The sequence below is a fragment of the Cyanobium sp. ATX 6A2 genome, from assembly GCF_024346355.1.
Classification (GTDB): domain Bacteria; phylum Cyanobacteriota; class Cyanobacteriia; order PCC-6307; family Cyanobiaceae; genus NIES-981.
This window is the reverse complement of sequence record NZ_JAGQCU010000017.1, coordinates 35,974-56,281: the sequence shown is the minus strand read 5'-3', so window position 1 is coordinate 56,281 and position 20,308 is coordinate 35,974. Positions and strand designations below refer to the sequence as shown.

The 20,308-nt window shown below is 69.9% G+C and carries 21 protein-coding genes; 14 read left to right on the top strand and 7 right to left on the bottom strand.

Annotation, left to right across the window (positions count from 1 at the left end):
* Positions 1-85 precede the first annotated feature (85 nt).
* Together KBY96_RS13310 and KBY96_RS13305 are read left to right on the top strand one after the other, a co-directional pair.
* Positions 86-1,123 (top strand): RpoD/SigA family RNA polymerase sigma factor, encoded by a 1,038-nt coding sequence (locus tag KBY96_RS13310; protein ID WP_254979955.1) that lies wholly within the window; start codon positions 86-88, stop codon positions 1,121-1,123.
* 10 nt (positions 1,124-1,133) lie between these two features.
* Positions 1,134-2,048: a histone deacetylase gene (locus KBY96_RS13305; protein ID WP_254979967.1), complete on the top strand. Its 915-nt coding sequence runs from the start codon at positions 1,134-1,136 to the stop codon at positions 2,046-2,048.
* A gap of 33 nt (positions 2,049-2,081) precedes the next feature.
* On the opposite strand, the gene pdhA is transcribed toward KBY96_RS13305, so the two are convergent.
* Positions 2,082-3,209 carry a pyruvate dehydrogenase (acetyl-transferring) E1 component subunit alpha gene (pdhA, locus tag KBY96_RS13300; RefSeq protein WP_254979954.1) on the bottom strand — a complete coding sequence of 376 codons (1,128 nt, stop codon included), beginning with the start codon at positions 3,207-3,209 and terminating at the stop codon, positions 2,082-2,084.
* A 292-nt stretch (positions 3,210-3,501) separates the two neighbouring features.
* Between pdhA and KBY96_RS13295 the strand changes: the two genes are divergently transcribed.
* The 5 genes from KBY96_RS13295 to KBY96_RS13275 all read left to right on the top strand — a co-directional run bounded on the left by KBY96_RS13295 (position 3,502) and on the right by KBY96_RS13275 (position 9,377).
* A complete protein-coding gene (locus tag KBY96_RS13295) occupies positions 3,502-5,526 on the top strand; it encodes an ARC6/PARC6 family protein (RefSeq protein WP_254979953.1) in 2,025 nt (674 codons plus the stop codon).
* Between the two features lie 69 nt (positions 5,527-5,595).
* Entirely contained in the window at positions 5,596-7,065 is a 1,470-nt protein-coding gene (gene ffh, locus KBY96_RS13290) for a signal recognition particle protein (protein ID WP_254979952.1), read from the top strand.
* A gap of 58 nt (positions 7,066-7,123) precedes the next feature.
* Positions 7,124-7,558, top strand: coding sequence for a 30S ribosomal protein S16 (gene rpsP / locus KBY96_RS13285; protein WP_254979950.1), 435 nt, complete (start codon positions 7,124-7,126; stop codon positions 7,556-7,558).
* Positions 7,559-7,569: 11 nt separating this feature from the next.
* On the top strand, positions 7,570-8,547 hold the full coding sequence (locus KBY96_RS13280; protein WP_254979949.1) for a PhoH family protein: 978 nt from the start codon (positions 7,570-7,572) through the stop codon (positions 8,545-8,547).
* A gap of 92 nt (positions 8,548-8,639) precedes the next feature.
* Positions 8,640-9,377 (top strand): Bax inhibitor-1 family protein, encoded by a 738-nt coding sequence (locus KBY96_RS13275; RefSeq protein ID WP_254979948.1) that lies wholly within the window; start codon positions 8,640-8,642, stop codon positions 9,375-9,377.
* A gap of 135 nt (positions 9,378-9,512) precedes the next feature.
* Here the strand turns inward: KBY96_RS13275 and KBY96_RS13270 are convergent, their stop codons facing one another.
* Positions 9,513-10,037: a hypothetical protein gene (locus KBY96_RS13270; protein WP_254979947.1), complete on the bottom strand. Its 525-nt coding sequence runs from the start codon at positions 10,035-10,037 to the stop codon at positions 9,513-9,515.
* 42 nt (positions 10,038-10,079) lie between these two features.
* Here KBY96_RS13270 and era point away from each other — a divergent pair, with 42 nt between their 5' ends.
* From era to trmD, 3 genes are read left to right on the top strand one after another with little or no spacing between them, the layout of a single operon-like run.
* Positions 10,080-11,207 carry a GTPase Era gene (gene era / locus KBY96_RS13265; protein WP_254979946.1) on the top strand — a complete coding sequence of 376 codons (1,128 nt, stop codon included), beginning with the start codon at positions 10,080-10,082 and terminating at the stop codon, positions 11,205-11,207.
* A 12-nt stretch (positions 11,208-11,219) separates the two neighbouring features.
* A complete protein-coding gene (locus KBY96_RS13260; RefSeq protein WP_254979944.1) occupies positions 11,220-11,717 on the top strand; it encodes a phycobiliprotein lyase in 498 nt (165 codons plus the stop codon).
* A gap of 4 nt (positions 11,718-11,721) precedes the next feature.
* Complete coding sequence (trmD, locus tag KBY96_RS13255) at positions 11,722-12,435, top strand: tRNA (guanosine(37)-N1)-methyltransferase TrmD (RefSeq protein WP_254979941.1); 714 nt, start codon at positions 11,722-11,724, stop codon at positions 12,433-12,435.
* A 3-nt stretch (positions 12,436-12,438) separates the two neighbouring features.
* On the opposite strand, the gene KBY96_RS13250 is transcribed toward trmD, so the two are convergent.
* Positions 12,439-13,356, bottom strand: a complete 918-nt coding sequence (locus KBY96_RS13250; RefSeq protein ID WP_254979940.1) for an SPFH domain-containing protein — start codon at positions 13,354-13,356, stop codon at positions 12,439-12,441.
* A 94-nt stretch (positions 13,357-13,450) separates the two neighbouring features.
* On the opposite strand from KBY96_RS13250, the gene KBY96_RS13245 reads away from it, so the two are divergent.
* A complete protein-coding gene (locus KBY96_RS13245; protein ID WP_254979939.1) occupies positions 13,451-13,897 on the top strand; it encodes an NfeD family protein in 447 nt (148 codons plus the stop codon).
* On the opposite strand, the gene KBY96_RS16440 is transcribed toward KBY96_RS13245, so the two are convergent.
* Complete coding sequence (locus KBY96_RS16440; RefSeq protein ID WP_254979938.1) at positions 13,888-16,635, bottom strand: PAS domain-containing sensor histidine kinase; 2,748 nt, start codon at positions 16,633-16,635, stop codon at positions 13,888-13,890. The genes KBY96_RS13245 and KBY96_RS16440 overlap by 10 nt on opposite strands.
* Positions 16,625-17,230, bottom strand: a complete 606-nt coding sequence (locus KBY96_RS13235; protein ID WP_254979937.1) for a response regulator transcription factor — start codon at positions 17,228-17,230, stop codon at positions 16,625-16,627. Before KBY96_RS13235 ends, KBY96_RS16440 begins: the two co-directional genes overlap by 11 nt.
* A 118-nt stretch (positions 17,231-17,348) precedes the next feature.
* Between KBY96_RS13235 and ispF the strand changes: the two genes are divergently transcribed.
* The 3 genes from ispF (at position 17,349) to larB (ending at position 18,990) form a co-directional block, all read left to right on the top strand.
* On the top strand, positions 17,349-17,834 hold the full coding sequence (gene ispF / locus KBY96_RS13230) for a 2-C-methyl-D-erythritol 2,4-cyclodiphosphate synthase (RefSeq protein WP_254979936.1): 486 nt from the start codon (positions 17,349-17,351) through the stop codon (positions 17,832-17,834).
* Positions 17,831-18,259, top strand: coding sequence for a TIGR03792 family protein (locus tag KBY96_RS13225; protein ID WP_254979935.1), 429 nt, complete (start codon positions 17,831-17,833; stop codon positions 18,257-18,259). The genes ispF and KBY96_RS13225 overlap by 4 nt, the downstream gene beginning before the upstream one ends.
* Positions 18,260-18,345: 86 nt before the next feature.
* Entirely contained in the window at positions 18,346-18,990 is a 645-nt protein-coding gene (larB, locus tag KBY96_RS13220; protein WP_254979966.1) for a nickel pincer cofactor biosynthesis protein LarB, read from the top strand.
* Here the strand turns inward: larB and KBY96_RS13215 are convergent.
* Entirely contained in the window at positions 18,959-19,924 is a 966-nt protein-coding gene (locus KBY96_RS13215; RefSeq protein ID WP_254979934.1) for a DUF1517 domain-containing protein, read from the bottom strand. The two genes, larB and KBY96_RS13215, sit on opposite strands and share 32 nt — an antisense overlap.
* Positions 19,925-20,021: 97 nt before the next feature.
* Complete coding sequence (thiS, locus tag KBY96_RS13210) at positions 20,022-20,243, bottom strand: sulfur carrier protein ThiS (RefSeq protein WP_254979933.1); 222 nt, start codon at positions 20,241-20,243, stop codon at positions 20,022-20,024.
* Between the last annotated feature and the right edge of the window lie 65 nt (positions 20,244-20,308).

Below are 20,308 nucleotides of genomic sequence, written 5' to 3'. Positions count from 1 at the left end.
TGCAAGTAAAAGCCAAAGGGTTACTGAAAACACCGCCACTGATCACCACTTCAGTTGATAGTGCCGCACCGAACCGTGTTTCACGATGAGTGCCTCCAGCCTGCGAGCCAGCGAAGGCCATCGTCAACGCAACAGCGATCCGGTGAGCTGGTATCTGTCCAACATCGGCCGGGAACCACTGCTCACCCCCGCCGAAGAAATCGAGCTCGGCAATCAGGTGCAGGCGATGATGCGCCTGCTTGAAGATGCTGACACCAGCCATCCTCCCGAGGAGCCATCCGATCCCGGAGATGCATCAAACAGCAGTGAAAATACCGGCTGCGCAGATACCGGCTGCGCAGCAACGTCTCTTGCAACAATCACCACGGTCCCATCCCTGCAGGCCCGCACTATCCTGCGCATCGGCAAGCGCGCCAAGCAGCGCATGATGAAGGCCAATCTGCGCCTGGTGGTGAGTGTCGCCAAGAAATACCAGGGCAAGGGGCTGGAACTGCTGGATCTGATCCAGGAGGGCTCCCTGGGGCTGGAGCGGGCGGTGGAGAAATTCGATCCCACCCGCGGCTACAAATTTTCCACCTATGCCTTCTGGTGGATTCGCCAGAGCATGACGCGGGCGATCGCCTGCCAGTCACGCACCATCCGCCTGCCGGTGCACCTCTCCGAACGGCTCAGCACCGTGCGCCGGGTGAGCCTCGATCTGGCCCACAAGCTCGGCTCCATGCCCAGCCGCAGTGAGATCGCCGAGGCCATGGCCATCCCCGTGGCGGAACTCGATGGCCTGCTGCGCCAGTCCCTCACCACCTCCAGCCTGGATGCACCGGTGAACGGTGACGACGGCCGCAGCTTCCTCGGTGACCTGATCGCGGACACCGGGGTGGAGGAACCGCTCGATCGCGTGGAGCGGGGCATGCACCATGAGCAGCTGAGCCGCTGGCTGAGTCACCTCGGCGCCCAGGAGCGGCAGGTGCTGGAACTGCGCTTCGGCCTGGACGGCCAGGACCGTCACACCCTGGCCGAGATCGGCCGTCAGCTCGAGGTGTCGCGCGAGCGGGTGCGACAGGTGGAACTCAAGGCCCTGCGCAAGCTGCGCAATCTCACCCGCAGAATGCCAAGCGCGCTCTGACCCCCAGCCGCTGCGGCCTCCCCTCGTCTATCACCCGGCCTACTCGGCCCCGCTGCCCAGCAGCCATCGCTTCCCGATGGCCAAGTTTCGGCTGCTGCACCAGTGGCTGCACAACCACGACCTGGCCCGATCCAGCCAGCTGCACCAGCCCCTGCCGGCCCCGCGGCGCTGGCTCGAGCTGGTGCATCCGCGTGCCTACCACCAGGCCTTCTGCCGGGGGCAACTGGGTGCGCGCGAGCAGCGCCGCATCGGCCTGCCGGCCACGGCGCCGCTGGTGCGCCGCACCTGGCTCTCGGTGGGGGGCACGGTGCTCACCGCCCGGCTCGCCCTGCGCCATGGTCTGGCCTGTCACCTGGCGGGCGGCACCCACCACGCCTTCGCCATGGCCGGCAGCGGCTTCTGCATCTTCAACGACGTGGCCGTGGCCGCCCGGGTGCTGCTGGCGGAGGGAACGCTGAGCCAGCTGATGGTGATCGACCTGGATGTGCATCAGGGGGATGCCACCGCGGCGATCTTCGCCGGCGAGCCCCGGGTGTTCACGCTCTCGGTGCACTGCGCCAGCAACTTTCCCCTGCGCAAGGCCACCAGCGACTGCGACCTGGCCCTGGCGGACGGCCTCGAGGACGACGCCTACATCGCGGCCATCGGCGACCTGATTCCTGAGCAGCTGGAGCGGGTGCGCCCCCAGCTGGTGCTCTACAACGCCGGCGTCGACCCCCACCGCCACGACCGTCTCGGTCGCCTGGCCCTCAGCTCCGAGGGCCTGCTGCGCCGGGATCACCTGGTGCTCGATGCCTGCCTGCGGCGGGGGATCCCGGTGGCCAGCGTGATCGGCGGTGGCTACGACGATCTGCCGCAGCTGGTGGAGCGCCACAGCCTGGTGTTCCGGGCGGCGGCGGAGCAGGCCAGGCTGCACGGCCTCTGAGGTGGACCCTGGCGCCCCAGCTGAATCCTGAGCTCAGTCTTCAGCCCAGATGTAACGGGTGAGCTCCTCTCCCTTGGGCTCCGGAGCCGCCAGGGCGAACGCCACCGCATCGGCCACTTCGGCGTCGATCTCCTTGTCGATGGCCTTGAGCTCATCGGCCGTGGCCAGGTTCTGCTCGATCAGGTGGCCGGCCAGCCCCTTGATCGGGTCACGCTTGGCCCAGAACTCTTTCTCGGCCTGCTCACGCAGCTCATCGGGATCGGCCAGGGAATGGCCGCGGTAGCGGTAGGTGAGGCACTCCAGCAGGGTTGGGCCCTCTCCCGATCGAGCCCTCTCGATGGCCCGCTCGGCGGCGGCGCGCACGGCCAGCACGTCCATGCCGTCCACCTCCTCGCCGTGGATGCCGAAGCTCGCGGCCTTGCGCCAGATCTCCGGATCACTGGTGGCGCGGTTGTGGTCCATGCCGATGGCCCACTTGTTGTTCTCCACCACGAACAGGATCGGCAGCCTCCAGAGGGCCGCCATGTTCAGGCACTCGTAGAACTGACCCACATTGCAGGTGCCGTCGCCGAAGAAGGCCGCCGTGACGGCATCGCTGGAGGCATCACCGAGGGCATCGCGCTTGTAGCGGCTGGTGAAGGCCGCCCCCAGGGCCACCGGAATGCCCTCGCCGATGAAGGCATAGCCCCCAAGCAGGTGATGCTCCCTGGAGAACAGGTGCATCGAGCCACCGCGACCCTTGCTGCAACCCGTTTCCTTGCCGAACAGCTCACTCATCACCTCGCGTGCCGGAACGCCGCAGCTCAGGGCATGCACGTGATCGCGGTAGGTGCTGCAGAACCAGTCGTGCTGGGCCTTCATGGCCTTGATCACACCGGTGCTCACAGCCTCCTGGCCGTTGTAGAGATGCACGAAACCGAACATCTTGCCGCGGTAATACATCTCCGCGCACTTGTCCTCAAAACGGCGACCCAGCACCATGTCGCGGTAGAGGATCAGGCCCTGCTCCCGATCCACCACGGCCGGAGTTCCGGGGTAGAGATTCTCGAGCCGCTCGGCGTGGGCGCCGGCCACGTGGGTGGAGTCGGCGGAGCAGGACGGGGCTCCGGAACCTTGAAGCGCCTGGCCTGCCAGGTCGCGGCTCGTGTCTGCCTGGGTCATCGGGTCAAGGTGCTGGTCAGGGCGGGCTCTGAACTCGGGTGTGTGGATGGAGCTGGGTTGCTGGGGCTGTGTGGCTGGGTGGAAGGGAAGGTGAACAGGACTTGGAGGGTATGGCCTGAAATCGTGGCCGGACTCTACGGGGTCTGGCCCCGGCCGCAGTGTCCACGATGGTCAGTCCCCGGTGGCCATGTCCCAGTAATCAATTCTCTTCTCGACGGACCCTGTATACAGTCGGACACCCGCCCGAGCGAGGGGATTGGACCTACCGATCGATCACTTCCGCTTGCTCGGAGTGAGCCCCAACACCGATCTGCAGTCGGTGCTCCGCGTGTCAGAGCAGCGCATCGATCGTCCCCCCGAGCAGGGCTTCACGCTGGACACCCTGCAGGCCCGTGCCGAGCTGCTCCGCAGCAGCGCCGACCTGCTCACGGATCCGGTGCGGCGATCCCACTACGAATCAGAACTCACCGCCCTCAGCGCGTCGGGGGAATCGCTGCTGGCCGCCCTGGATGTGCCGGCCAGCAAGGACGTGGCAGGCCTGCTGCTGCTGCTGGAGGCGGGCCTGCCCATCGACTGCTTTGAGCTGACCAGCCGTGCCCTGCAGCCGCCCCAGGCCCCGGCCCTGGGCAGCGGCCGGGAAGCCGATCTGAGCCTGCTGGCCGGCCTGGCCTGCCTGGAGGCAGCCTCAGAACTGCGCCAGGAGCGCCGCTACGAAGCCGCGGCCCAGGTGCTGGGCCAGGGCAGCCAGCTGCTGCAGCGCATGGGTCAGCACGGCGAGCTGCGCCAGCGGATGGCCAGCCAGCGCCGCACCCTGCGGCCCTACCGGGTGCTCGATCTGCTCAGCCGCGACCTCGGCTCCACCCAGGAGCGCAGCGACGGACTGGCACTGCTGGAGGAGCTGGTGGCCGAACGGGGGGGGCTGGACGGCCACGGCGACCCCGATTTCAGCGCGGAGGAATTCCAGGCCTTCTTCCGCCAGATCCGCGCCTACCTCACGGTGCAGGAGCAGATCGATCTGTTCGAGCGCTGGGCACCCCAGTCGGCCTATGCCGACTTCCTGGCCGCCACGGCCCTCACCGCGCTCGGTTTCGCGCAGCGCAAACCGGAGCGGATCGCTGCCGCCCGCAGCCGGCTGCTGGTCCTCGACAAGCCGGAACTGCAGCCCCTGCTGGCCTGCCTGAACCTGTTGCTGGGCCAGGTGGACAGCGCCGAGTTTCAGTTTGCCGAGGCCGCAAGCGAGGAGCTCAAGCAGTGGGCGGCCCGCCAGAGCGACGATCCCCTGGCCCAGGTGTGCGCCTACTGCCGCGACTGGCTGGCCCGGGACGTGCTGCCCGGCTACCGCGACCTGGAGGCCGACGCCGACCTCGAGGCCTACTTCGCCGATCGCGACGTGCAGGCTTACCTCGACAGCCTGCAGCCGTCACCCGTGGCCGCCACCGCGGCCACCACCTTCAGCCCGGACAGCCCCGCGGGCAGCCAGCCGCTGTTCGGCGCTGGCCTGCGCTCACCCTTCGCCCTGGCTGGCGCGGCCCTGCCCGGAGCCCAGGCCTTGCTCGGCTTCGGGCCCCTGGGCGAAGACAACGGCGACAGCGACGACAGCCTGGATGGGGCGGAGGACGCTGAGGAGCAGCAGGCTGTGCCGGGGTGGATGGCCGGGCGCTGGCGGCGGCCGGCCCTGCTGTTGGCCGCCGCCCTTGCCGCCGCGCTGGTGGCCCTGGGCCTGGTCACGCTGCTGCGGTCCAGGCCGGCTGGGGTGGGGGTTGAGCCGGCCGCCGAGGGCACCGGCGGCAGCAACGGCAGCCCAGAGGCACCAGAGCAGAGCGGTGCGGCCAACGGGGAGGCGGCGAGCGGCGACGGTGCAACCGGGGGCGCTGTCCCGGCTCCGCCAGCCACCCCTGCCCCAGCTCCGCCGGCGGCGATTCCGCTGCGCAGCGACGAGCCCAGCCCAACCGAGATCCAGACCCTGCTCGAGACCTGGCTGACGGCCAAGTCGGCGGTGCTGGCCGGCGAAGAGCCGAAGGCCAAGCTGGACGACCTCGCCCAGGACGGTCAGTTGCGCCAGCTGCAGGCCGAACGGCGCTCCGACCAGGCCAGAAACCACACCCAGCGCATCGACACCAGCGTGGAGAACCTGCGCCTGGAGGCCAGCACGCCCCAGCGTGTCACCGCGGTGGCCAGCATCCGCTACCGGGGCGAACGCCGCGACAGCCAGGGCCAGGCCGTGGGTGAGGCCAGCAACCTCACCCTGCGCAACCGCTACGTGTTCAGCCGCGAGGGCGACACCTGGCGGCTGGTGAGCTTCGAGCGCGTGAACTGAGCAGGCTGCCGCGAAGCTGGCGCCGGCCGCTTTTTACGATCCATCCCATCCGCACCAGGCCATACCGCCATGTTCGATGAGCTCTCCCAGCGGTTTGAGGATGCGGTCAAGGGCCTGAGGGGTCAGGCCACGATCAGTGAAACCAACGTGGAGGGCGCCCTCAAGGACGTACGCCGCGCCCTGCTGGAGGCCGATGTGAGCCTGCAGGTGGTGAAGGAGTTCGTGGCGGAGGTGCGCAAGAAGGCCCTCGGCGCCGAAGTGGTGCGCGGCGTCAGCCCGGATCAGAAATTCATCCAGGTGGTGCACGAACAGCTCGTGGACACCATGGGCGGCGAGAACACTCCCCTGGCTGCCGGTGGCAGACCCGGGGAGCCGGCGGTGGTGCTGATGGCTGGTCTGCAGGGAGCCGGTAAGACCACCGCCACCGCCAAGCTCGGCCTCCATCTCAAGGAGCAGGGGCGCAGGGCCCTGATGGTGGGCGCCGATGTCTACCGCCCCGCCGCCATCGAGCAACTGCAGACCCTGGGCGCCCAGATCGGCGTGGAGGTGTTCAGTCTCGGCACCGACGTCAAACCGGAAGCCATTGCCGCAGCAGGCATCGCCAAGGCCCGCGAGGAGGGCTTCGACACCGTGCTGGTGGACACCGCCGGCCGCCTCCAGATCGATCAATCGATGATGGAGGAGATGGTGCGGATCCGCGAGGCCTGCCAGCCCGATGAGGTGCTGCTGGTGGTGGACTCGATGATCGGCCAGGAGGCGGCCGAGCTCACCCGCGCCTTCCACGAGCAGGTGGGCATCACCGGTGCCGTGCTCACCAAGCTCGACGGCGATTCGCGCGGCGGGGCGGCGCTCTCGATCCGCAAGGTGAGCGGAGCGCCGATCAAGTTCATCGGCACCGGCGAGAAGGTGGAGGCCCTGCAGCCGTTCCACCCCGAGCGTATGGCCAGTCGCATCCTGGGCATGGGCGATGTGCTCACCCTGGTGGAAAAGGCCACCAAGGAGGTGGAACTGGCCGATGTGGCCCGCATGCAGGAAAAGCTGCAGCAGGCCACCTTCGATTTCTCCGACTTCCTGCAGCAGATGCGCCTGATCAAGCGCATGGGCTCGCTGGGCGGGCTGATGAAGCTGATCCCCGGCATGAACAAGATCGACGACGGCATGCTCAAGCAGGGGGAGCAGCAGCTCAAGCGGATCGAGTCGATGATCGGCTCGATGACCGAGTCGGAGCGGCGCAACCCCGACCTGCTGGCCTCCACCCCCTCCCGTCGCCGGCGCATCGCTGGCGGCAGCGGCCACCCCCCCGCCGATGTGGACAAGGTGCTGGCCGACTTTCAGAAGATGCGCGGCTTCATGAAGCAGATGAGCCAGAGCGGCGGCATGCCGGGCATGCCTGGCATGGGCGGTGGCTTCCCTGGCATGGCCGGGATGCCGGGGATGGGTGGCATGCCGGCTGGGGGGGCGCCGGGCCACGGCCGTGGTCGCGCACCGGGCAAGGCCCCCAGGCCGGCGAAGAAGCGCAAGGGCTTCGGCGACCTCTGAAACCCGGTGCACCCCAGGGGCTAAGTTGTTTCTTTGTCCCTTTTGCGGCTAGGCCACGATGATCAAGCTCCGCCTGAAGCGGTTTGGCAAGAAGCGGGAAGCGAGCTTCCGTCTGGTGGCCGTCAACAGCACCTCCCGCCGCGACGGTCGGCCGCTTGAAGAGCTGGGCTTCTACAACCCCCGCACCAAGGAAACCCGGCTCGACACCGAGGCCATCCGTTCCCGCCTGGCCCAGGGCGCCCAGCCCACCGACACCGTGCTGACCCTGCTGGAGCGCGGCGGCCTGGTGGAGAAGAGCGTGCGGCCATCAGTGGTGGTGGGCCAGAAGAAGCAGGCCGCCGCCCGCGAGGCTGCCGCCAAACAGGCCGCCAGGGAAGCCGCCGAGGCCAAGGCAGCTGAAGCTGCCGCCGCTGCTGAAGCCGCTGCCGCTGCCGCCGCTGCTCAAGCCGAAGCTGCCGAAGCTCCCGCCGACGAGGCCCCCGCGGACGCTTGAGCTACGGCCCGATGGCCGAATCCGAAGGCCTCTGCAGCGCCACCCTCTCCCTGCCCTCACCGCAGGCGGCCCTGGCCCTGGCCGGTGAGGGGGAAGCCACCCTGCGCCGGCTCGAAGCCCTCACCGGCGCCTCTGTGGTGCTGCGGGGTCTGGATCTGTGCCTGCGGGCCCGAGCTCCCCAGTTGGAGCGCGCCACCTCCCTGCTCGATCTGCTGCGGCCCCTCTGGCAGGACGGCCAGAGCATCAGTCAGGTGGACCTCAACACCGCCCTGCAGGCCCTCGACAGCGGCCGCGGCGAGGAGCACCGCGACCTCGGCAACCTGGTGCTGGCCCGCAGCCAGACCGGCCGCCTGCTGCGGCCGCGCACCCTGCGCCAGAAGGCCTACGTACAGGCCATGGAGCGCCACGACCTCACCCTGGCCCTGGGCCCGGCCGGCACCGGCAAAACCTTCCTGGCCACCGTGCTGGCGGTGCGCATGCTCCAGGACCGGCGGGTGGAGAAGCTGATCCTCACCCGGCCGGCGGTGGAGGCCGGTGAACGCCTCGGCTTCCTGCCCGGCGACCTGCAGCAGAAGGTGGATCCCTATCTGCGGCCCCTCTACGACGCCCTGCACACCCTGCTGGGGGCGGAGCGCACCGGCGTGCTGCTGGAGAAGGGTGTGATCGAGGTGGCCCCCCTGGCCTACATGCGCGGACGCACACTGGCCGACGCCTTCGTGATCCTCGATGAGGCCCAGAACACCACCAGCGCCCAGATGCGCATGGTGGTCACCCGCCTGGGCGAGAACTCGCGCATGGTGGTCACCGGTGACCCCAGCCAGACCGACCTGCCCAGCGCGATGGTGAGCGGGCTGGTGGAAGCGGCCCAGGTGCTCGACGGGGTGGAGGGGGTGGCCATCTGCCATCTCAGCGCCGCCGACGTGGTGCGCCACCCCCTGGTGCAGCGGCTGGTGACGGCCTACGAGCAGCGCGACAAGCGCCGGCGCTGAAGGGGGAGATCCGCACCAGGGGGAGCATCCGGGCGCTGTCGCCAGCGGCCGGACGCTGGCAGGATGGATGGAGTTTGAAGTTCTGGGGCGCCATGCCTGCCAGCAGCAATTTTCAGGAGGCCATCCGCGAGGCGCAATCCAGCGCCCTGGTGGGCCCCAACGTCGTGAACAAAGCCCTGCCCTACGTGGGTGGCGGCATGGTGCTCACCGCCGCGGGCGTGCTCGGGGGCCTCACCCTGATGGCCAGTAGCCCGGGGCTGTTCATGCCCCTGTTCTGGGTGGCCCTGGTCGGCAACTTCATCCTCTTCTTCGTGGCCCAGAACGTCGCCAGGAAGTCGCAGAACAGCTCCGCTCTGCCCCTGCTGGCCGCCTACAGCCTGATCACCGGCTTCACCCTCAGCGGCATCGTCGCCTACGCAGTCAGCGTGGCCGGCGTGGGCGCGATCGGCACCGCCACCCTGGCCACCGGCATCACCTTCGTGATCGCCTCCTTCGTCGGCCGGCGCATGAGCGACAGCGTCGGCCAGGCCCTCACCGGTGTGGTGGGTCTGGGCATCGTCGGCTTGCTGATCGCGATGGTGGTGCAGATCGTGGGCAGCATCTTCGTGCCCGGCATGTTCGGCGGCACGGGCCTGGAACTGATCATTGCCGGCTTCGGCACCGTGCTGTTCGTGGGGGCGGCCTTCGTGGACTTTTACACGATGCCGCGCACATACAACGACGATCAATACCTGGCCGGGGCACTGGGGATGTATCTCACCTACATCAACCTGTTCATCTTCATCCTGCGTCTGATCATCGCCCTGCAGGGCGGTGGCCGCCGCGACTGATCGCTCCAGCAGACGGATCGCTCCAGCAACCGCTGAGTTCAGAATTCAGAGACGTTTCAAGAACTGGGGGTTCTGTACAGCCTGTACAGAACCCTTTTTAATGCCAGTTTGATGCCAGCCGCATGCCACTGATCCTCAGTCAGCCACGGCCTCGATCGCCCCGGTGATGGCACGCTTCTGCTCGGCGTCATAGCCCCAGCGCTCCAGGAAGGCCACGTCGTCTCCGGCGCCGTCGCGGGCGGCAGCCAGCAGTGTTTCCAGCCGTTCCTTCACGGCCAGCGGCTCCAGCAGCCGCAGCAGGTCGGTGCAGCGCCGCCGCACCCGCTCCGACCCCGCCTGCTGCTGAGCGTCTCCGAGGCGCTGATGGTGCAGGGCCATGGCCGTGCTCATGGCCAGGTTGCGGGCGGTGAGGTCCACCACGCCCGCTCCGGCCTCCCGCAGCTGCAGCACCAGGGGGTCTGGGAGACGGTCCATCAGCGGACAGTCGCCAACCAGGCTGATCACGAAGAAGCCGCGGCCGCCGTCCCGGCTGGCCACCAGCTCGGCGACCCGATCGGCCAGCACCTCATCGCTGAGTTCGCCGTTCTCCCACAGCCCCAGCCACTGGGCCGTGATCTCCATGGCCTGCTGGAAGGTGGGTTCGAGGGGGGTGGTGGTCATGGCAAGCGGCGCCGGGTGCAGCGAACTGGCAGTGTTGAGGTTATGGACCCGCACCCCTTCAGCGCCAGCAGCACCGGCAGCACCGGCAGCACCGGCAACGCACAGGGCCGCCTGGGCATGCCCGCTGGCGATGCCGGCGTGCTGCTGCCGATTCCCGATCCCGCCGAATCGGCGCGGCTCCTGGCCAGCGGCACCCGGAGCGACACCCTGGGCAACGCTGTCGCCTCAGACGCTGTCACTGATGACGCGGGCGCAGCAGCGCCGTTCCGCTCCGGCTTCGTGGCCCTGATCGGCCGCCCCAACGTGGGCAAGAGCACCCTGCTCAACCAACTGGTGGGTCAGAAGGTGGCGATCACCTCGCCGGTGGCGCAAACCACCCGCCATCGCCTGCGGGCCATCCTCACCACCCCCGCTGCCCAGCTGGTGCTGCTCGACACCCCCGGCATCCACAAGCCCCACCATCTGCTGGGCGAGCGGCTGGTGAAAGCCGCCCGCAGCGCCATCGGCGACGTGGACGTGGTGCTGCTGCTGGTGGATGGCAGCGAGAACGCCGGCCGCGGCGACGGCTTCATCGTGGAGCTGCTGCGCCACTGCCGCCAGCCAGTGCACGTGGCCCTCAACAAGTGGGATCAGGTGGCGCCCGCGCAGGCCGAGAACCTGGAGGACAGCTACCGCCAGCTGCTGGCCGGCGACGGGGAGCGGCCGCCCCTGACCTGGCCCCTGCATCGAGTGAGTGCCCTCAGCGGCGAGGGCACCGCCGATCTGGTGCAGGCCCTGGGAGCGGCCCTGCCACCCGGTGGCCACCTCTACCCCCCCGATACGGTGAGCGATCAGCCCGAGCAGGTGCTGATGGCCGAGCTGGTCCGCGAGCAGGTGCTCAGCCACACCCGCGAGGAGGTGCCCCACTCGGTGGCGGTGAGCATCGATCGGGTGGTGGACGATGGGCCGCGCACCGCTGTGCTGGCCACGGTGGTGGTGGAGCGCGCCAGCCAGAAGGGCATCCTGATCGGCAAGGGCGGGCGCATGCTGCGCACCATCGGCCAGGGGGCGCGGCTGCAGATGGAGAAGCTGCTCGGCGGGCCTGTGTATCTCGAGCTGTTCGTGAAGGTGGTGCCGGGCTGGCGGCGCAGCGCCGCCCGGCTCACCGAGCTGGGCTACCGGGGCGACTGAGAGAATCGCCCGATGAGCGACACCCACAGCGAGCAGGGCGGCTTTCCGCCCCAGGAGATCGGAGCTTTCCTGCGCTTCTGCGCCGGCGAGTGGATGGCGTTGCGCAGCCGCTTCGCGCTGGGCGAGGGCAGTGAGGGCGAGAACGGCGATGAGTGGCACAGCAGCGATCGGGGCGAGCTGGTGGTGGGCTACATCGAGCCCAGCAGCGCCGGCTCCCCCGGCGGCCTGCGCCTGTGCCCCGAGGGCCAGGCGGAGCGCCAGCTCCTGTTTGCCGGCAACGGCAGCTTCGAGGTGAACGGCGCCCTGGGGCGCTGGCAGCTCTGGCCGGACGGCAGCCTGGAACTCAGCCTCAGCGGCGAAGGCGGCGAGGTGCGCGAGCGCATCTGGTTCACCAAGCCCAACCTGCGGCTGCGCTCCACGGTGGAGAGCCGCAGCGACGGCAGCCCCGGCCGGGCCAGCTTCAGCTCCGAGATCCGCCGCGTGAGCCGGCCAGCCCCGGCGGCCTCCTGAGCCGATGCGCCTCGATGTGGTGAGTCTGGCCCCAGAGGCCCTGCGGCCACTGCTGCACCTGGGCGTGATCGGCCGGGCCTTCGAGGCCGGCATCGCCGCCCTGCACACCCACAACCCGCGCGACTTCGCCACCGACCGGTACCGCAAGGTGGACGACGAGCCCTACGGCGGCGGGGCCGGCATGGTGCTCAAACCGGAGCCGGTGTTCGCGGCGGTGGAGGCGATTCCGGTGCTGCCGCGGAGCCGGGTGCTGCTGATGAGCCCCCAGGGGCAGCCGCTGCGCCAGGCCGACCTGCAGCGCTGGGCCGTCGGCTACGACCAACTGGTGCTGCTCTGCGGCCACTACGAGGGCTTCGATGAACGCATCCGCAGCCTGGCCCACGAGGAGGTGTCGATCGGCGACTTCGTGCTCACCGGCGGCGAGTTGCCGGCGGCCGTGGTGATCAATGGCGTGGTGCGGCTGCTGCCGGGCACCGTGGGCACCGCCGCCTCGCTGGAGGAGGAGAGCCACAGCGCCCTGCTGCTCGAGCATCCCCACTACACCCGCCCGGCGGAGTTCCGGGGCATGGCCGTGCCGGAGGTGCTGCGCGGCGGCGACCACGGCGCCATCGCCCGCTGGCGCCAGCAGCAGCAGCAGCAGCGCACCCGCGAGCGGCGGCCCGATCTGTTCGCCCACTGGCAAAGCCGCCAGGAGCAGCAGAACCGGGGCGAGCGGTAAGCCTCAGCTCTTGGGACCCTGCTGCAACCCCCGCAGGGCGGTCAGCAGGCTGGCCGGGCTCTGGGGATCCACCATCAGCACGCTGCCGCCGGGCGCCTGGGCCATCGCCTCGCCCATCGCCATCCAGTCGCGGGCGAGCAGCAGCCGGATCGCCTCAGTGGCCTCCGGGTGGGCCTGCATCGCCTCCGCCAGGCGGGTGGCCGCATCGGCGCGGGCCTGGGCGAGCAAGGCCTGTTGCTGGGCCTGGGCCTCGGCCTCCATCACCAGGGCCTGCTGCTTGGCCCTGGCGTCGAGCACCAGGGCTTCAGCCCGGCCCCGGGCGGCATTGAGCTGGGATTCCTTCTCGCCTTCGGAGCGCAGGATCGCCGCCCGCTTCTGGCGCTCGGCGGTCATCTGCTGCTCCATCGCCTGCTGCACGCCCGACGACGGCTTGATGTCGCGCATCTCCACGCGGGTCACCTTCACGCCCCAGGGATCGGTGGCCTGATCGAGCTCGCGCAGCAGGGCCTCATTCACCTCCTGGCGGGTGGTGAAGGTTTGATCCAGATCGAGCTTGCCCATCTCGGCGCGGATCTGGGTGAGCACCAGATTCACCATCGCCGCCTGCAGGTTGTCGACGCCGTAGTAGGCCCGGGCGTGCTCCAGCAGCTGCCAATACACCACGGCATCCACCTCGATCCCCACGTTGTCGCGGGTGATGCACTGCTGGGGTGGGATGTCGAGCACCCGCTCCTTGAGCGATTCATGGCTCACCACCTTCTCCACCACCGGCAGCACGAACGACAGCCCCGGCTGCAGCTGGCGGTCGTATTTGCCCAGACGCTCCACCAGCCGCGACTGGCCGCCGCTGGTGATCTTGACGCTGTTGATGCCCAGAAACGCCATCACCACCAGGGCGGGCAGACCGAACAGAGATTCCATGGGCAACGGCGGCCTGTGAAGGCCGGAATCGACGGCACCCCCCCAGGGTAGGCAGCATGGAGAGGCATCACCACGCGTTCCCCCTCCCCCGACCATGGCTGTCGCTGCGCTGATCTGGCTGGTGGTGGGGCTGACGCTGCTGCTGCTGGAGGTCCTCGGGGCTGAATTCGACGGCCTGCTGGCCGGTGCCCTCGCCGGCCTGGCGTTGTCGCTCACCACGGCCCTGCTGCCCCTGCCGGCGGCCCTCCAGCTGCTGCTGTTCGCCCTGCTCACCGGCGCGCTGCTGGTGGGGCTGCAGCGCTGGTCGCAGCGCCGGCGCGAGCGGCCCATCCCTCTCTCCCACGCCGCCGATCAGGCGCGGGTGATCAGCCCCTTCGATGCCGACGGCGAGGGCCGGGTGCGCTGGCAGGGCCAGAGCTGGGCGGCCACCAACCTGGAGCCCCGGCAAGCCCTGGAGGCCGGTGCGGCGGTGATGGTGATGGGCCGGGAGGGCAACCACCTGCAGGTGGTGCCCCTGCCCGTGCCCGAGCCTCAGCCCTGAGGCTCGGGCAGGGCCGGTAACCGCACCAGCACCTCGGCACCACCCAGATCCCGGCTGCGTCCCAGCTCCAGGCCACCGCCGTGGTTCTCCACGGCGGTGGCCGCCACGAACAGGCCGATGCCGCTGCCACCGGCCTTGGTGCTGGCCAGCAGCAGCTGATCGCGCTGGTGGTCGGCAAAGCCGGGGCCGTTGTCGGCGATGCGCAGCTCCAGCCAGTTGCCCCCCTCCGCTCCCGGCCGGCGCTCCAGGCTGAGGCGCACCAGCGGCTTTGCCACAGCAGCCTGAGCCAATGCCTCCACGGCGTTGCGGATCAGGTTGGCCACGGCGATCTGCAGCTGGGCCCCATCCCCCAGCAGCCAGCGGGGCTGATCGAGGCCGCTTCCCTCCAGCGCCACGGCCTGGCTGTCGAGCAGGCCGGCCAGGTAGAGCAGGGCACTCTCCACCACCTCACAGAGGTCGATGCGCTGTTGATCGGTGCGCACGTTGCGCAGCAGCATGCGCATGCGCTCGATCGTGTCCACGATCCGCTCGCTCTCCCGAAGCTGAAGCTCCAGCAGGGGCCGCAGCGTGCGCTGCAGCTCGCCCTCGGGCAACCGCTCCAGCTGATCCTGCAGCATCTGGGTGTTGATCAGCAGGGCGCTCAGGGGCTGGTTGATCTCATGGGCCACCGCCGCCGCCGTGAGGCTGGTGTGCAGCTTGGCCTCCAGCTCCCGCCGCTGGCGCTCCTTGAGGGTGCTCTCGCGCCGCAGGGCCTCCTCCAGGGCGGCCGCTGCCTGCTTGCTCTCGGTCACGTCGAGGAAGGTGACGAGCATCAGGTCGTCGAGCTGGGTGACCGAGATGACCACCTCGCGGCAGCGGCGGTCGCGGGTGAGCACGCGCACCTGCATGGGCTTCATCGTTCCGCCGCTGGCGAGGTTGCGCATGCCCTCGTTCCACTCCGGGAGGAGGCTGGCCAGGTACTCGGGATCGTCGTAGGCCACCTGCGCCCAGGCCTCCACGGTGGGCACCTCATCCAGGGGATAGCCGAAGAGCTCCAGGCAACGCCGGTTCTGGAACAGGATCTCCTGGGGTGGCTCGATGCGGTCGATGGCGACCGCCACCGGCAGGAAGTCAAGGATGCGGCGCAGCTGCTGCTGCTGGGCTTCCAGCCGCTGGCGGGTCTCCACTTCCTCGGTGACATCGGTGAGCACCCCCTCCCAGAGGGTGGAGCCGTCGGGCAGATCGCGGGGCACCGATTCGGCCCGCAGCCAGCGGGTGGCTCCACCCACCCGCACACGGCCCTGGCCGCGGAAGGGGTGGCGGTGGGCGTTGGCCTCGTGTTCCAGGCGCAGAAACTCGGCCTGATCCTCCGGGTGAAGGGAGGTGAAGGCCCGGCTCACCTCGGCCCCCTGCAGGGCCCCCCGCTCCAGGCCGCAGATCTCAAGAAAGCGGTCGCTGAGGAAGGCGAAGCGAGCCTCCTGCTCACCGGGCCGCCGCAGCGTGGTGTAGGTGCCCACCGGAATCGCCTCGGTGATCGCCAGGGCGGTGTGGGCCAGCTCGTCCTCAGCCCGCTGCAGCGACGCCCCCAGCTCCTTTGCACGGCGAGCACTGGCATTCACCAGCTCCACCAGCTGCTGCAGCTCAGCGATGGCCGAACTGGCCAGCTCGCTGGTCTGGCCGGCCTGCGGTTGCCGGCGAAGCGGGCGGACCATCCAGGCGAGCTGGCGGTCCACAGCACTGGCCAGCAGCTCGGCCAGGGCCGCCGCCAGCAGCAGCACCAGTCCCAGCCGGCGAAAGCAGGGGATCACCAGCTCGGCGTCGAGCCGGCGGATCAGCGGCCAGGCCGGCTGCACCACGGTGGTGGATCCGGCCCGCGCCAGCCAGTAGCCCTGCTGCCGGGCCTGCAGGGGCAACTCCGCCTGACGCGGCACCAGCATGGTGAGGCCGGATGTGTTGATCGGGGCGGAAGCGAGCGGCTCGAAGTCGCGATCCAGGCGGGCGAAGAGGGCCGGATCGGAACTCCCCGCCAGCCCCTGGGGGAGCTGCCAGCGGGCCGCCAGGCCATCGGGCAGGCGCTTCCCGGGGGCCTGGGTCTGGCCCAGCACCTGGGTGGTGACCAGGGCCGCCACCATCTCCAGCCGCTGACGCTGGCCTTCGAGCAGCGTCAACTTGAGCTGGCTGGAGAGGCTGATCAGGGTGATCACCGCCGGCAGGCTCACCGCCAGCACCACCACGGTGAAGGTGAGGCCGCGCGCACTCAGCCGTCCTGGCTTGCCGCGCTCCCGCAAGACCCGCCAGAGCAGGTAGGCCCCCAGGCCGAGGGCCGTGCTCAGCACCGCCGCCACCGCTTCCTTGAGCCCCAGCGCCTGGGCGCGGAGCAGCTCCACCCCCAGCACCTGGGTGGCCAGCAGCAGCACCGCGGGGATGCCCACCACCAGCCAGTAGGCGATGGCCGCCAACACGATCCGGCCATTGCCCTGCTGGCCGGGGCCGCCGTTGCGGTGGTCGAGGAACCAGCGCAGCCACACCAGCTGGGCCATGCCGATCAGCACCGCGAACGGGTGCCCCCAGTGCCACGCACCCGCCAGCAGGGCCGCCGCCCCCACCACCAGCCCCCACCAGCCGAACAGCAGCAGGGACAGCACGGCCACGGCCATGCCCAGCATCAGCTGGAGATCGAAGACCAGCGTGGGGGGGTTCAGGTTGATCAGCACCGCCAGGGCCGCCAGGCCCGCCAGTGCCAGGGCCCTAGTCCACACGGTCGAGGGTCATCTGCAGATCCAGGGCGGCCAGGCGCACCAGTTCTCCGCCCTTGGCCCCCACCTTGCCGGTGATGTTCTTGCGGTGGGTCTCCACCGTGCGCAGGGAGAGGCCGAGCTGCTCGGCGATCACGCGATTGGTGCAGCCCTTGCCGATCAGGGCGAACACCTGGCGCTCGCGCACCGTGAGCCGGCCCCTGGCGTCGGCTTCACCGCTGTCCTCAAACCGGGGATCCAGGAGGCGCTGCACCTCACTGCGCAGATCGTCGTAGGCGCGAGTCTTATCGACCACCGCCTGCACATGGGGGCGCAGCTGCCGCGGGCAGAGAAAGCTGCTCACCTGGCCGGAGAGCACGATCACCCGGGGTGGATGCTCCCGCTCGGCGAGGGCCGCCATCACCGCCACACCATCACCGTCGGGAAGGGCCAGATCCAGGATCAGCAGATCGGGTTGAAGGTCTCCGCACACCGCCAGGGCCTCAGCCGCCCCCTGGGCCGTGCCCACCACCTCGAGACCCGGCAGGGTGCGCAGCATCGCCACCAGGAGCTGCAGGAACATCACCTGGTCTTCAACCACCACACAGCGCAGAACCACGAGCGGGGAGTTCGTTATTCATACCTATTAGAGCGCTTGACAGCAGCCGAACCCTGCCCCGGCTGCTGCAACACGGTGAAAGACTGGCCAGGGCGGCACCTCAACCCCCTCGCCCTCCATGCAGCTGCGCATCGGCAACGGCTACGACATCCACCGGCTGGTACCGGGGCGGCCCCTGATCCTGGGAGGCCAGCGGCTGGAGCACCCGGCCGGCCTCGGGCTCGATGGCCACAGCGACGCCGATGTGCTCGTGCACGCGATCATGGACGCCCTGCTGGGAGCCCTCTCCCTGGGCGACATCGGCCGCTATTTCCCCCCCGACGACCCCCAGTGGCGGGGGGCCGACAGCCTGGTGCTGCTGGAGCAGGTGGTGGCCCTGCTGCAGGAGCGCGGCTGGAGCGTGGGCAACGTGGATGCGGTGGTGGTGGCCGAGCGGCCCAGGCTGAGGCCCCACATCGAGGCCATGGGCAGCGCCATCGCCGATCGCATGGGCCTGCGCGCCGATCAGGTGGGGATCAAGGCCACCACCAACGAGCAGCTCGGGCCCGTGGGCCGCGAGGAGGGCATCGCCTGCCACGCCGTGGCCCTGCTGCTGCAGCCATGAGCGCGGCGCCCGCCCAGCTGCTGAATCGGCTCGTGAGGGTGCTGGGGGTTCTGGCACTGCTGGCTGCGGTGTCGGTCACAGCGCCCCCCCCGGCGGCGGCCGGGGGATCGGTGGTGGTGGAACAACTGCGCCTGCGGGTGCCGGCCCACCAGCGCCAGGCCTGGCTGGACGCCGAGCGGGGCAGCTGGGGACCCTTCCTCGCCCGCCAGGACGGCTTTCTGGGCCGGGAGTTGTTCTGGGATCCAGGGCGGGAGGAGGCGATCCTGCTGATCCGCTGGGCCAGCCGCACCCAGTGGCAGTCGATTCCCACCCCGGAGCTGGAGCAGGTGCAGGAGCGCTTCGAGCAGATCGCCCGCCAGGGCACCGGCGTGCCCGCGGGCAATCCCTTCCCGCTGGTGTTCGAAGGGGAACTGGAACCCCAGTGAACAGCGGTGAACCAGGGAGCGGCGAACAGGGGAGCGGCGAACCCCGCCGGCATCGCCTCGATCTGCAGCGTCGCCAGCGCCTGGGCATGGTGGAGGCCGTGTGGGGCGAGCACAAGAGCGCCGAACAGATCGCCGCCGTGGTGCGCAGCCTCCAGGCCGCCGGCGAAATCGTGCTGGCCACCCGCGTGGCAGCGGAGAAGGCCGCCGCGGTGCACACCCTCCTGGCCGGCGCCGACGCACCGAAGCCGGCCCTGCGCTATGTGCCCGAGGCCCGCTGCCTCACCAGCTCCGCCCTGCCGTTCCCCGACCCCCGCCGGGGCCGGGTGGCGGTGCTGGCCGGCGGCACCAGCGACCTGGCCGTGGCCAGCGAGGCCCAGGTGGCGCTGCACTGCCACGGGCTGGCCGCCGAGCTGCTGCTGGATGTGGGCGTGGCCGGGCTGCACCGCCTGCTGGAGCAGCTCGAGGCCCTGGCCGAGGTGGATGTGCTGATCGCCTGCGCCGGCATGGAGGGCGCCCTGCCCACCGTGCTGGCGGGCCTGCTGCCCCAGCCCGTGATCGGCGTGCCGGTGAGCGTGGGCTATGGGGTGAGCGCCGGCGGGCGAGCTGCCCTCACCGGCATGCTCGCCAGCTGCGCGCCGGGGTTGTGCGTGGTGAATGTGGACAACGGTTACGGGGCCGCCATGGCGGCCCTGCGCATCCTCAGACGTGACGCAGATCGGGGTAGGTGGTGAGCAGCTGCTCGGTGCTGAAGGCCTCGCCGGCACCATCGGGCTGCCAGATCACCTCCAGGGCGATGAGATCAGCCGCACTCGCCGCCCCCAGCACCTGCAGCGACTGACGCAGCTGGTCGGCGTTGTCGGCGCCCTTGAGGGGGAGGGGGCGGCGGCTGGCGAGCAGCACGGTCACGGCGATGAAGTCGCTGGTGGCGTCACTGTCGCCGGCGGCGGCAGCGGCGGCCTCCTGGGAGCGGCGGCCGGCCACGTTGGTGGTGAGCTCGCGATCGAGCTTGCTGCGCTCAGCCATCGACAGGCGGTTGAAGGTGGCCTCGGCACTGGCGAAGGGCACCTGGCCCACCTCGACGTTGGCGTAGACCCAGAGGTCGGGGTGGCGCAGCAGCGCCAGGGTGGTTTCCTGAAGCACGGTCTGCAGACCGGCGCTGTGGCTGGTGTCAGCCGACCCGGCCAGCCTGCGCAGGTCGTCCTGCAGTGGGCGGGCGGAGGCCAGAAGCCCCACCTGCACCTGGGCAATGCTCACCGGTCCGTCGCTGCGGGGTGCCATCACGGCGCGGGAACTACCGCCCTGGGGCAAGCCGCCGCCGGTGCCGCGCACGGCATTGGCGATCAGACCCACCACGGCCATCAGCACCAGAAAGCCGAACAGACCGCCGCCGCCGAAACCGAAGATCGGAATCAGGAAGGGGAAGCCGATACCACCACCGCGGTAACCGCCGCCATAGCCACCACCGAAGCCACCGCCGCCGCGCATCCCGCCGCCACCGCCGCTGAAGCTGCGGGGCATGGAGGGGGCCGCGCGGAAACTGCCACCACCGATGCGGCCACCGCTGGCCGCCCAGGAGGGCTGCGGGGCGAGCACCATCAGCCCCAGCACCAGGGCCGGCAGGGCCAGCCAGGCGACAGCACGGCGCAGGAAGAGTGAGGGACGCATGGGAAACCGGTTCAGGACGGGCGCAGGGAAGGTTGCGCCAGGAGGATGACGAGGCCGCGGCAACAGGTACCGGCCTCAGCGGTGGTATCTGCGGAATCTAAGAACCACCTCCCACGATGGTGACCACCTCCAGCACGTCGGATTCCTGCACCTGTTGGGCGCCCCATCGGCCGCGGGGCAGGATCTCGCCGTTGAATTCCACCACCACCAGCGGGGGGCGGTAGCCCAGCTCCACCAGCAGCTGCTCCAGATTCAGTCCGGCCGCACAGCGGCGCGGCTCACCGTTCACCTGGATCGACATCTCGCTGGCGGGGGCCATCGGCAGCCTGCACCTGGCCCCATGCTGCGTGATTGACCCCCAGCTGTGCCGCCGCCGCGGCCTGG